Annotated in this window: 2 protein-coding genes; both read left to right on the forward strand. The window is 71.6% G+C overall.

Annotated elements, in window-relative coordinates:
* Nucleotides 1-2,691 (forward strand): SDR family NAD(P)-dependent oxidoreductase (locus H4281_RS44815; protein WP_182896922.1); only part of this gene is annotated, 2,691 nt, incomplete at its 5' end.
* 48 nt (nt 2,692-2,739) lie between these two features.
* Nucleotides 2,740-14,023 (forward strand): type I polyketide synthase (locus tag H4281_RS44820; RefSeq protein ID WP_182896923.1); only part of this gene is annotated, 11,284 nt, incomplete at its 3' end.

Consider the following 14,023-nt stretch of genomic DNA (forward strand, 5'->3'; position numbering starts at 1 on the left):
GGTTCGGTGGTGCTCTCGGGTGACGAGGACGCGGTGTTGCGGTGGGAGTCGAAGGGGCTGCGGACCAAGCGGCTGAAGGTGAGCCATGCGTTTCATTCGCATCTCATGGACGGGATGCTGGACGAGTTTCGTGCGGTGGCCGAAGGGGTCGAGTTCAGCCAGCCGCGGATCCCGATGGTGTCGAATCTGACCGGCGCGCTGGTCACCGAGTTCTCCGCGGATTACTGGGTGCGGCATGTTCGGGACACGGTGCGCTTCTGCGACGGCGTGCGTGCGCTGGAGGCCCATGGGGTCACCAGGTTCCTGGAAGTCGGCCCGTCGACCGCGCTGACCGCGATGATCGACGAGTCCCTTCTCGCCGACGCCACGGTCGTCGCGGCCGCGAGGAAGGATCGTTCCGAAGCCCAGGCCGTGGTCGAGGCCGCCGCCACGCTGTACGCGAACGGCTCCACAGTGGACTGGAAGCAGTTCTTCGCCGGTACCGGCGCGCGGCGGATCGACCTGCCGACTTACGCCTTCCAGCGGCAACGCTACTGGCTGGAACCTCCCGTCCAGCCGGCCGAGACCGCTGGTACGGCGGAAAGCAGCTTCTGGACGGCGGTCGAGAGCCAGGACGTTGCCGCGGTGTCGGAGGTACTGGCGATCGACGGCGGTCCCGAGCAGTCGTCGCTGACCGCGTTGCTGCCCGCCCTGTCGTCCTGGCACCAGCGGCATCGCGCGCAGTCCGCCCTCGACCAGTGGCGCTACGAGGTGGCCTGGAAGCCCGCGACCGAGCTTTCGGCCAAGCCGCTGACCGGGACGTGGCTCGTGGTGCTGCCGTCGAGGCTGCCCGCGGACGGCTGGCCGGACGCGCTGGCCAAGGAACTGACCGGCCGCGGCGCACAGGTGCGCACGGTGACGTTGTCCGGCGGCGAGGACCGCGAGACGATCGCCGCCCGGCTGACCGAATCGGCCGCCGACGCCCCCGTGCACGGCATCGTTTCCCTGCTGGCCCTGGACGAGACTCCGCTGCCGGGTCTGCCGTCGGTGCCCGACGGCCTCGCCGCCACGCTGGGGCTGGCCCAGGCCGCCGGGAAGATCGCCGGCGAGCCCCGGATCTGGTGTGTCACCACGGACGCGGTGACCGTCGGCAGGCCGGACCGGGTCGGCAATCCCGTTCAGGCGCAGGTCTGGGGACTCGGCCGGGTGGTGGCGCTGGAACACGCGGAACGCTGGGGCGGCCTCGTGGACCTGCCCCCGGCGGTGGACGCCCGCGCGGTCGCCCGGTTCGCCGACGTCGTGGCGGGAGCAGGGGACGAAGACCAGCTGGCGGTGCGGGAGTCCGGCGTGTTCGTGCGCCGGTTCAGGCGAGCGGGCCCGGACGTCGCCGCTGGGGAATGGGCTCCCGGTCCGGGCACGGTGCTGATCACCGGCGGCACCGGTGCGCTCGGGGCTCGGATCGCCAGGTGGCTGGCTGAGCGCGGTGCCGAACACCTGGTGCTCGCCAGCCGCCGGGGCCGCGAGGCCGCTGGGGCAGCTGAGCTGGAAGCCGAACTGAAGGAACTGGGCACGCGGGTGACGGTGGCCGCGTGCGACGCCGCCGACCGGGCCGCGCTGGCGGGGCTGCTGGCCGAGATTCCCGCGGAGTTCCCGCTTGCCGGCGTCGTGCACGCGGCGGGTGTCCTCGACGACGGAGTGCTGGAATCCCTTGCCCCGGAACGGCTCGGCACGGTGCTGCGCCCGAAGGCGGACGCCGCGCTGAACCTGCACGAACTCACCCGGGACTGCGAACTCAGCATGTTCGTGCTGTTCTCCTCGATCGTCGGCGTGGTGGGCAGTGCCGGGCAGGCCAACTACGCGGCGGCGAACGCGTTTCTCGACGCGCTCGCCGAGCAGCGGCGGGCCGACGGGCTGGCCGCGACGGCGGTCGCTTGGGGGCCGTGGGCGGACAGCGGCATGGCCGCGGGCAGCGACGCCGTCACCGACCGGCTGCGGCGCGGCGGGGTGCCGCCGATGTCGCCGGAGCTGGCGGTCACGGCGCTGGAGCGCGCGGTGGCGGGCGGCTCGGCCTCGGTGACGGTCGCGGACATCGGCTGGGACCTGCTGACACCCGCGTTGATCGCCGCCGGGCCCAATCCGCAGTTCCGCGACCTGCCCGAGTTTTGCCGCGCGGCGGAGCAGACCAGGACCGAGACCGCCGACGAGTCCTCGTTCCGGGACCGGCTCGCCGCGCTGCCCGCGGCCGACCGGCTCGACGTCCTGCTCGCCCTGGTCCGGGAGAAGACCGCGAAGGTGCTCGGCTATCCGTCGGCGGACCGCGTCGAACCGGGGCGCGCGTTCGGCGATCTCGGCTTCGATTCGCTGACCGCGGTGGAGTTCCGCAACGCGCTCGGCACGGCCACCGGGATCCGGGTCCCGGCGACGGTGGTGTTCGACTACCCGACGCCGAACGCGGTTTCCGAGTACCTGCACGGAGAACTGGCCGGGGAAGACCCCGCGGAGAACGGGCTCGGCGCCGAGCTGGACCGGCTCGAAGCCGCGTTGTTCTCCGCGCCCGTCAGCGAAACGGAGACTGCCGAGGTCACCGCCCGGCTGCAGAACCTGCTGGCCCGCTGGAAAGAAAGCCACGATCAGGCCGCCGGGGGCGACATCGCCTCGGCGACCAAGGACGAGCTCTACGAGATTCTGCAGAAAGAATTCGGCCGCGCCTGAGCACGGCGATCGCGGACCCTTCCCTGACTTCGACGAGGAGTTTTACCGATGGGGAACGACCAGGAGTTGCTCGATCACCTCAAGTGGGTGATGGGCGAGCTCAGGCAGTCTCGGGAGCAGTTGCGCGAGGTCGAGGACAAAGCGCGGGAGCCGATCGCGATCGTCGGGATGGCCTGTCGTTTCCCCGGCGGGGTCGCCTCGCCGGACGACCTGTGGCGGCTGCTCGCCGCAGGCGGCGACGGGATTTCCGGCTTTCCGGAGGACCGCGGATGGGACGAGTCGGATTCCTATTTCCGCGCGGGCGGGTTTCTGTCCGGTGCGGGGGAGTTCGATCCCGCCTTTTTCGGGATCAGTCCGCGTGAGGCCATGGCGATGGATCCGCAGCAGCGGTTGCTGCTGGAGACCTCGTGGGAGGTGTTCGAACGAGCGGGCATCGACCCGGATTCGCTGCGGGGCAGCGCGACCGGCGTGTTCGCGGGCACGAACGGCCAGGACTACCTGTACCGGGTAGGCGGCGAGGCGCCACCGGAAAGCCAAGCCCATTTGGGAACGGGCAACGCGGCGAGCGTGCTGTCGGGCCGGGTGTCGTACTTCTTCGGCTTCGAAGGCCCTGCGGTGACCGTGGATACCGCGTGCTCGTCGTCGTTGGTGGCGTTGCATCTTGCCGTGCAATCCCTGCGGTCCGGGGAATGTTCGCTGGCGTTGGCCGGTGGAGCGACGGTGTTGTCGACGCCGTCGATTTTCGAGGAGTTCGCGCGACAGGGCGGGTTGGCCTCGGACGGCCGGTGCAAGTCGTTCTCGGCCGCGGCGGATGGCGCGGGGTTCTCCGAGGGCGTCGGAATCCTGTTGGTGGAGCGGTTGTCGGACGCTCAGCGCAACGGGCATCAGGTGCTGGCGGTGGTGCGCGGCAGTGCGGTGAACCAGGACGGCGCGTCGAATGGGCTGACGGCGCCGAATGGTCCGTCGCAGCAGCGGGTGATCCGAGCAGCGCTGGCGAACGCTGGTCTCGGTCTGTCCGATGTGGACGCTGTGGAGGCGCACGGTACCGGGACGACGCTCGGCGATCCGATCGAGGCGCAGGCTTTGCTGGCGACTTACGGCCAGGGGCGCGAACGTCCGTTGTGGCTGGGGTCGGTCAAGTCGAACATCGGGCACACCCAAGCGGCGGCTGGTGTCGCCGGGGTGATGAAGATGGTTTTGGCGCTGCGGCACGGAGTTTTGCCGCGGAGCTTGCACATCGACGAGCCGTCGGCGCATGTGGACTGGTCGGACGGCGCGGTCGAGTTGCTGACCGAAGCGCGGCCGTGGCCGGAGGGGGGCCAGCCGCGGCGGGCCGGGGTGTCGGCGTTCGGGATCAGCGGGACCAACGCGCACGTGATCGTGGAGCAGGCGCCCGAGGAGCCTCCGGTGGAGTCCGGCCGTGCGCTGGGAGTGGTGCCGTGGGTGCTGTCGGCGCAGAGTCCGGAGGCGTTGCGGGAGCAGGCTCGTCGGCTGGTGTCGAATGTGGACGATGCTGCGCCCGCGGATGTCGGCTGGTCGCTGGCGGTGACCCGGGCGGCGATGGAGTGTCGTGCGGCGGTGGTGGGCACCAGCCGGGACGAGTTGCTGGCAGGTGTCGCCGCGGTGGCCGAGGGCCGGGGTGCCACTGGTACGGCAGCCAAGGGTCGGACGGCGTTCATCTTCTCCGGGCAGGGTTCGCAACGGGCAGGGATGGGCCGCGAACTGTCGGACGCTTTCCCGGTGTTCGCTCAGGCTTTCGCCGAGGTGTGCGCCGAGCTGGATCAGCATCTTGATTCGCCGATTCAGGAGGCGTTGAACGATCCTGATCTGGTTGATCAGACCGGGGTGACGCAGCCGGGGTTGTTTGCCTTTGAGGTGGCGTTGTTCCGGTTGTTCGAGTCGTGGGGTGTGTGCCCGGATTTTGTGGGTGGGCATTCGATCGGTGAGTTGGCTGCGGCGCACGTCGCCGGTGTCATGTCGTTGGCGGATGCGTCTCGGTTGGTGGCGGCGCGGGGTCGGTTGATGCAGGCGTTGCCGTCTGGCGGCGTGATGTTGGCGGTGCAGGCTTCCGAGGGTGAGATTCAGCCTCAGCCAGGTGTGGCTGTCGCGGCGGTGAACGGTCCGCGTTCGGTGGTGCTCTCCGGCGATGAAGACGCGGTGTCGCGGTGGGAGTCGGAGGGTCTGCGGACGAAGCGGCTGAAGGTGAGTCACGCGTTCCACTCGCATCTCATGGACGGGATGCTGGACGAGTTTCGTGCGGTGGCCGAAGGGGTCGAGTTCAGCCAGCCGCGGATCCCGATGGTGTCGAATCTGACCGGCGCGCTGGTCACCGAGTTCTCCGCGGACTACTGGGTGCGCCACGTGCGGGACACGGTGCGGTTTTGCGACGGGGTCCGCGCGTTGGAAGCCAATGGCGCCAGCAGGTTTGTCGAGCTCGGTCCGTCCAGCACTCTGACCGCGATGATCGAGGATTGTGTCTCCGACGACGCCGTCCTGGTCGCCGCGCTGCGGAAAGACCGCCCCGAACCGCGGGCAGCGGTCGAGGCCCTTGCCGCCCTCCACGTCCACGGCACCCCGGTGGACTGGCCGCGGTTCTTCGGCGGCGCACGGCGAATCGACTTGCCGACCTATGCTTTCCAACGGCAGCGCTACTGGCTGGAACCGGCCAGCCGCCCGCGCTCCGATTTGTCCACTGTGGACGACTGGCGCTACCGGATCGTCTGGAAACCGCTCACTCTCGCCGCCACTGAGACCATCTCGGACACGTGGCTGGTCGTCGTTCCCGACGGGCACGCGCCCTGGGCCTCGGCGCTTCGAGGGCGCCGCCTGGCGGTTTCCGCGACGGACACTCCTGAAACGCTCGCCGACCAGGTGCGGCAGGCGCTTTCCGAAGGACCGGTGACAGGCGTCCTGTCCCTGCTGGCGCTCGACGAGCACCCGCTTCCGGGCTATCCGGAGGTTCCGGCCGGCCTGGCGGCGACGGTCGCTCTCGCACAGGCACTGACCACGATCGGAAGCGACACGCGGCTGTGGGCGGTGACCCAGGGCGCGGTGTCGGCAGGCCGCGGGGACACCGTGTCCAGCACCGCGCAAGCGGCGGTGTGGGGCCTCGGCCGCGTGGCTGCGCTGGAGTACCCACAGCTGTGGGGCGGCCTGGTCGACCTGCCCGCGCGAGTGGACGAGCCGGTGCTCGCGTACCTGAACGCGGTGCTGTCCGGCGACGAGGACCAGGTGGCGATCCGCGCGGAAGGGGCGTTCGGCCGGCGGCTGGAGCGAGCCGAAGCACCGGCTGGCGCCGACCGCTGGGTACCGCGGGGCACGGCGCTGGTGACCGGCGGCACGGGTGCGCTGGGCGCCCGCGTGGCGCGCTGGCTGGCCGGCCAGGGCGTCGAGCATCTGGTGCTGACCAGCCGCCGCGGGCGTGCGGCTCCCGGTGCCGCCGAGCTGGAAACCGAGCTGACCGCACTGGGTGCCCGGGTGACGATCGCCGCGTGCGACGTGGCTTCCCGCGACGCGGTACGAGACCTGCTCGCCCAATTCCCGGTGACCACCGTGGTGCACGCGGCAGGCGCGCCGGACGCGACGCCGTTCGCCGCGAGCACGCCGGAGACCCTTCAAGACGTGCTGGCCGCCAAGGTGCGCGGCGCGGCGAACCTCGACGAGCTTCTCGGCGACCGGCAGGTGGACGCGTTCGTAGTGTTTTCGTCGATCGCCGCGGTGTGGGGCAGCGGCAACCAGGCGGCGTACGCGGCCGCGAACGCGTTCCTCGACGCACTGGTCGAGCAGCGCCGTGCTCGCGGCCTCGCCGGGACCTCAGTGGCGTGGGGTCCGTGGGCGGGCGGCGGAATGGTCAACGCGGAAGGGGCCGTGCAGCTGCGCCGTCGCGGGCTGACCCCGATGGCGCCCGGCCGCACTGTCGCTGCGCTGCAGCAGGCGCTGGAGTCGGGCGAGGCCTCCGTGGCGATCGCCGACGTGGACTGGGAGCTGTTCGCCCCGGCGTTCACGTCCGGCAGGCCCAGCCCGTTGCTGGCTGACCTGCCCGAAGCGAGGCAGGAACCGGCCGCCGGTTCCGATGCCGCGCCGCTCGCCGGACGGCTCGCCGGGCTGACCGAGGGCGAACAGGACAGCGTGCTGCTGGAGCTGGTGCGCACCGAGACCGCGAAGGTGCTCGGACATCCCGGCCCCGATAGCGTCGATCCCGGACGGCCGTTCCGCGAGCTCGGTTTCGACTCCCTGATGGCGGTCGAGTTCCGCAACGGGCTCGCCGCGGAGACCGGCGTCCGGCTGCCCTCCACCGTGGTCTTCGACTATCCGACTCCCACCGCGGTCGCCGCTCGCCTCCGCGAGGAAGTCCTCGGCGGACAAGAACAGCTCGCGGCACCGGCGCCGGCGGTCCTCGCGCAGGACGAACCGATCGCGATCGTCGGCATGGCCTGCCGTCTGCCCGGCGGGGTGGCCACGCCGGACGACCTGTGGCGGCTGGTCGCCGACGGCGTCGACGCGATCACCGAGTTCCCCGTCGACCGCGGCTGGGACCTCGACGCGCTCTACCACCCGGCCCCGGACCACCAGGGCACCAGCTACACGCGCGCCGGCGGATTCCTCCGCGACGCCGCCGAATTCGACCCGGACCTGTTCGCCATCTCGCCGCGCGAAGCCCTTGCGATGGACCCCCAGCAACGGCTTCTTCTCGAAACCGCGTGGGAAACCTTCGAACAGGCCGGAATCGACCCGCGGTCCCTGCGGGGCAGCCGGGCCGGGGTCTTCGTGGGCTCCGGGTACTCGGGCTACGGGCACGCCGCGGGCACGACGGCCGACGAGGTGGCCGGCCATCTGCTGACCGGGATCGCGACCAGTGTGCTGTCCGGCCGGGTGTCGTACGTCTTCGGTCTCGAGGGCCCGGCGGTCACCGTGGACACCGCCTGCTCGTCGTCGCTGTACGCCTTGCACATGGCCGCGCAATCGCTGCGGTCCGGCGAATGCACGCTCGCGCTCGCCGGCGGGGTCACGGTGATGTCGACCCCGGGGACGTTCGTCGAATTCTCCCGGCAGCGCGGGCTGGCTCCGGACGGCCGGTGCAAACCGTTCGCGGCGGCCGCCGACGGCACCGGCTGGAGCGAAGGCGTCGGTTTGCTCTTGGTGGAGCGCCTGTCGGACGCCCGGCGCAACGGGCATCCGGTGCTCGCGGTGGTGCGCGGCACCGCGGTGAACCAGGACGGTGCGTCGAACGGCCTGACGGCGCCGAATGGTCCTTCGCAGCAGCGGGTGATCCGGGCCGCGTTGGCGAATGCCGGCTTGAATCCGTCCGATGTGGACGCTGTGGAGGCGCACGGCACAGGCACCAAACTCGGCGATCCGATTGAGGCGCAAGCGCTCCTGGCGACCTACGGAAAGGACCGGGAACAGCCGTTGTGGCTGGGCTCGGTGAAGTCCAACATCGGGCACACCCAAGCGGCGGCCGGGGTGGCCGGAGTGATCAAGATGGTTCTCGCGCTGCGGCACGGGATGCTGCCGAAGAGCCTGCACATCGACGCGCCTTCGCCACATGTGGACTGGTCCGCCGGTGCGGTGGAACTGCTGGCCGAGCCCAGGGAATGGCCGGCGGGGAACCGGCCGCGGCGGGCGGCGGTGTCGTCCTTCGGGATCAGCGGCACCAACGCGCACGTGATCCTGGAACAGGGCGAGGAGACCGGCGAACCGGACCGGGTCCCGCGCGACCTGCCGTGGGTGCTGTCCGGCAAGGACCGGGCGGCGTTGCGGGCACAGGCCGGGCGGCTCGCCGCGCACCTTCGCGCCGAACCGGATCTGCATCCCGCGGACGTCGCCTGCTCGCTGGCGACCGGCCGGGCCGGGCTGGAACACCGGGCGGTCGTCTTCGGCGACGACTATCTGTCCGAAGTGGACGCTCTGGCCGCGGGCGGAACCATCGCGGTGGAAGGAATCGCGGCAGCGGGCAAGACCGCGTTCCTGTTCGCGGGCCAGGGCGCGCAGCGGCTCGGGATGGGGCGCGAGCTGTACCGGGCCCATCCGGCCTACGCCGAAGCCTTCGACGACGTCTGCGCGCGGCTCGACCGGCACCTCGGACGGCCGCTGCGCGAGATCGTGTTCGCCGAGGACGGTTCGGCCGACGCCGGGCTGCTCGACCAGACCGAGTACACCCAGCCGGCGCTGTTCGCGGTCGAGGTCGCGTTGTCCCGGTTGCTCGAATCCTGGGGCGTGACCCCGGATTTCGTCGGCGGGCACTCCATCGGCGAACTGGCCGCGGCGCACCTCGCCGGGGTGCTGTCGCTGGACGACGCGGCGCGGCTGGTGGCGGCGCGGGGCCGGTTGATGCAGGCGCTGCCCGGCGGCGCGATGGCCGCCGTGGAGGCCGCCGAGGCCGAGGTGCTTCCGTTGCTGGCGGGGAAGGAAACCCGGATCGCGATCGCCGCGGTCAACGCTCCCGGCTCGGTCGTGGTGTCCGGGGACGCGGAGGCCGTCCAGGAGGTCGTGGAGCACTGGCAGGCCAGGGGCCGCCAGGCGAAACGGCTGCGGGTGAGCCACGCGTTCCATTCGCCGCTGATGGACGGGATGCTCGCGGAGTTCCGCCGGATCGCGGAAACCGTCGAGTACCGCGCCCCGCGGATCCCGGTGGTGTCCAATGTGTCCGGTGCGCTGGTCTCCGAGTTCTCCGCGGAGTACTGGGTCCGGCACGTGCGTGCCGCCGTGCGCTTCAGCGACGGCGTGCGGGCTCTCGAATCCGCCGGGGTGACGCGGTTCGTCGAGATCGGCCCGAGCAGTGTGCTGTCCGCGATGGTCCAGGATTCGCTGACCGGGGACGACGCGGTCCTCATCCCGGTGTCGAGGAAGGACCGGACGGAAACGCGAGCGCTCACCGAAGCGGTCGCGGGGCTGTTCGCGGTGGGCTGCCCGGTGGACTGGACGGCCTTCTTCGCGGGCACGGGCGCGCGCCGGGTGCCGTTGCCCACGTACGCCTTCCAGCGGCGGCGGTACTGGCTCGGCGGTTCGCCGGGCACTGGAGAGGCCCGCCAGCTGGGGCTGGCGTCGGCGGATCATCCGCTGCTGGGCGCGGCGCTGGCGCTGCCGGATTCGGACGGTGCGGTGTTCACCGGCCGGCTTTCGCTGGAGACGCAGCCGTGGCTCGCCGGGCACGCGGTGCTGGGTTCGGTGCTGTTCCCGGGCACCGGATTCGTCGAGCTGGCGGTGCGGGCGGCCGACCAGGTCGGCTGCGCGGTGCTGGACGAACTGGTCCTGGAAGCGCCGCTCGTCCTGCCTGAGCGGGGCGGCGTCCAAGTGCAGCTCGCATTGGGCGAGGCGGACGAGTCCGGCAGCAGGCCGCTGACCGTCCACTCCCGTCCGGACACGGCTGAGGCCATGGGCGGATCGTGGACCCGGCACGCCACCGGCGCGGTTTCGCCCGGCGGCCCGGAGCCGTCCTTCACGCTCGCCGAATGGCCGCCCGCGGAGGCCAAAGCGGTGCCGGTCGAGGATCTCTACCCCCGGCTGGCCGGGATGGGACTGGCGTACGGCCCGGTGTTCCAGGGCCTGACCGCGGCGTGGAAGCGCGGCGACGAGATCTTCGCCGAGGTCGCCTTGCCCGAGGACGTCGACGCGGGTTCCTTCGGCCTGCATCCGGCGCTGCTGGACTCGGCCCTGCACGCCCTGGGCACCGCGCCGTCCGGTCCGGACGCGGGCCCGGCCGGACTCCCGTTCAGCTGGACCGGCGTGACCTTCCTTGCCTCGGGTGCCTCGGCGCTGCGGGTGTCGCTGACCCCGACGGGGCCGGACGCGGTCTCCCTGCGTCTCGCCGACCGCACCGGTGCGCCGGTCGCGTCGATCGAGTCCTTGGTGCTGCGGCCGGTGTCGGCGGATCAGCTGAACGGGCCGAGCGGGTTCGTGGACTCGCTGTTCGGTGTGGAGTGGGCCGAAACGCCCGTCGGCGAGGCTGTGCCGACCACTGACTGGGCCGTGCTGGGCGAATTGACTCTCGAGGTCGAGGCGAACAGGTATCCGGATTTGGCGGCGCTGGGCGATCGCGCGCCAGAGGTGGTGTTCGCCAGCGGCGCTTCGCCCGCTCAGACACTGGCGCTGGTCCAGGAGTGGCTGGGCGAAGAGCGGCTGGCTGGTTCGCGGCTGGTCGTGGTGACGCGGGGCGCGGTCGCGGTGGAGCCGCACGCGGACGTGCCGGATCCGGCAGCAGCGGCGGTATGGGGTTTGGTGCGCTCGGCGCAGGCGGAGCACCCGGGCCGGTTCGTGCTGCTCGATCTGGACGACAGCGCGGCTTCGCTGGATCGGCTGTCTGCCGCGCTGACTCTTGACGAGCCGCAACTCTCGCTGCGCGACGGAGTGGCGCGGGCGCTGAGGCTGGCCCGCGTGCCTGCCGGAGACGGCTTGGCGCTGCCGTCCGCGCAGGCGTGGCGGCTGGCCGTATCGGAAGATCGGACGCTGGAGAGCCTGCGGCTGGTGGAGTGCCCGGAAGTGCTGGCACCGCTGGAAACCGGGCAGGTGCGGATCTCGGTGCGGGCGGCGGGCGTGAACTTCCGCGACGTGCTCAACGCGCTGGGCATGTACCCCGGAGACGCCGGTCTGCCGGGCATCGAGGGCGCGGGTGTGGTGACCGAGGCGGGCCCGGATTCCGCGTTCGCGGTCGGCGACCGGGTGATGGGCCTGCTCGCCGGATCGTTCGGCCCGGTCGCGGTGGCCGACGAACGGCTGGTGACGCGGATTCCGGCGGGCTGGTCGTTCGCGGAGGCGGCCGCGACGCCGCTGGTGTTCCTGACCGCTTACTACGCGTTGCGCGATCTGGCCGGTCTGCGGCCGGGCGAAGCGGTGCTGGTGCAGGCCGCCGCGGGCGGGGTCGGCATGGCCGCGGCGCAGCTGGCCCGGCACTGGGGCGCCGAGGTGTACGGCACCGCGAGCCCCGGCAAGTGGGACGTGTTGCGCGCCAGCGGTTTCGCCGACGAGCGGGTGGCGTCGTCGCGGTCGGTGGAGTTCGAGGAGAAGTTCCGGGCGGCGACCGGCGGCGCCGGGATGGACGTGGTCCTGGATTCGCTGGCAGGCGAGTTCGTGGACGCGGGACTGCGGCTGCTGCCGCGCGGCGGCCGGTTCGTCGAGATGGGCAAGACCGACGTCCGGGACCCCGGCGAGGTCGCGGACCGGTATCCGGGCGTGGCGTATCGGGCGTTCGATCTGGTGGAGGCGGGTCCGGAGCGGATTCAGCGGATGCTGGCCGAACTGGTCGGCCTGTTCGAATCCGGTGCCCTGCGGCCGCTTCCGGTCACGACGTGGGACGTGCGTCGGGCCGAGGACGCCTTCCGGTTCGTCAGCCAGGCCCGGCACGTGGGCAAGGTCGTGCTGACCGTACCGGCCGGGCTGGCTCCCGAAGGGACGGTCCTGATCACCGGCGGCACCGGTGCGCTGGGCGGTCTGGTGGCCCGGCATGTGGTGGCTGCGCACGGGATTCGGCATCTGGTGCTGACCAGCCGCCGCGGCCAGGACGCCCCGGGCGCGGCGGAGCTGACGGCGGAGCTGACCGGTCTCGGCGCCGAGGTGACGGTGGCGGCTTGCGACGCGGCGGACCGCGCCGCCTTGGCGCGGCTGCTGGACGCGATTCCGGCCGAGCACCCCTTGACCGGGGTCGTGCACACCGCTGGCGTGCTCGACGACGGGGTCATCGAATCGCTTACGCCCCAACGGCTCGAGACCGTCGCGCGTCCGAAGGCCGACGCGGCGCTGATCCTGGACGAACTCACCCGCGAGCACGACCTGCGCGCGTTCGTCCTGTTCTCCTCCGTCGCCGGGCTGCTCGGCGGCACCGGACAGGGCAACTACGCCGCCGCGAACGCGTTCCTGGACGCGCTCGCGCAGCAGCGTCGCGCACAGGGCCGGCCGGCGGTGTCGGTGACGTGGGGTCCGTGGTCGCGCGGCATGGTCGGCGACCTGTCCGAGGCGGACGTCGCCCGGATGGCTCGCGGCGGGATGTTCCCGCTCTCCGACGACGACGGACTGGCGTTGTTCGACCAGGCATTGCGCAGCGATCGCGCCCTGCTCGCGCCGATGACGGTCGACCTCGCGACGGTCACCGGCCAGTCGGCGGGGAAGGTGCCCGCCGCGTTCCGCGGGCTCGTGCGCGGACCGGCCCGCCGGAAGGCCGCCGCGGGCAACGCCATGGCCGGCGAGTCCGGACTGCGCGAGCAGTTGGCCGGCCGGTCCCGGGACGAGCAGGAGCGGGCACTCGTGTCGGTCGTGCGGGAGGAAACCGCCCGCGTCCTCGGCCATCCGTCGCCCGAGTCGATCGAGGTGACCCGCGCCTTCCGCGAGATGGGCTTCGATTCCCTGACCGCGGTGGAATTCCGCAACCGGCTCAAGAACACGACCGGAGTCCGGCTGCCGGCGACCACGGTGTTCGACTATCCGACGCCGCTCGCCGTCGCCGGGCATCTGCGGACCGAGCTTTTCGGCGCCGGGGACGACGTCGTGGCCGCCGCCTCGGCGGAGGCGGCGTCGGACGAGCCGATCGCGATCGTCGCCATGGGCTGCCGGTTCCCCGGCGGAGTCAGCTCGCCGGAGGAACTGTGGGACCTGGTGGCCTCGGGCTCCGACGCGATCTCCGGGTTCCCGCGTGGCCGCGGCTGGGACGTCGAAGCGCTGTACGACCCGGACCCGGACCACCGCGGCACCAGCTACACCCGCGAAGGCGGATTCATCGAGGCCGCGGCCGACTTCGACCCGCTGTTCTTCGGCGTCTCGCCGCGGGAGGCGCTCGCGATGGATCCGCAGCAGCGGCTGCTGCTGGAGACGTCGTGGGAGGTGTTCGAACGGGCGGGGATCACGCCGGAGACGTTGCGCAGCAGCAAAACCGGCGTGTTCGTCGGCGCGGGCTACTCCGGGTACGGCGATTTCGACCAGAGCCCGGACGAGGTCGACGGTTATCTGCTGACCGGGAACGCGGCGAGTGTGCTGTCGGGCCGGTTGTCGTATGTGTTCGGGTTCGAGGGTCCTGCGGTGACGGTGGATACGGCGTGTTCGTCGTCGTTGGTGGCGTTGCACCTTGCCGTGCAGTCGTTGCGGTCGGGGGAGTGTTCGCTCGCACTGGCCGGTGGGGCGACGGTGATGTCCTCACCGGATTTGTTCAAGGAGTTTTCCCGGCAGCGTGGGCTGGCTCCGGACGGTCGGTGCAAGCCGTTCGCTGAGGCGGCGGACGGTACTGGCTGGGGTGAGGGTGTTGGGCTGCTGTTGGTGGAGCGGTTGTCGGACGCGCAGCGAAATGGGCATCAAGTTCTTGCGGTGGTGCGGGGTTCTGCGGTGAATCAGGATGGTGCGTCGAATGGGT

The organism is Amycolatopsis dendrobii (assembly GCF_014145675.1).
Lineage (GTDB): Bacteria > Actinomycetota > Actinomycetes > Mycobacteriales > Pseudonocardiaceae > Amycolatopsis > Amycolatopsis dendrobii.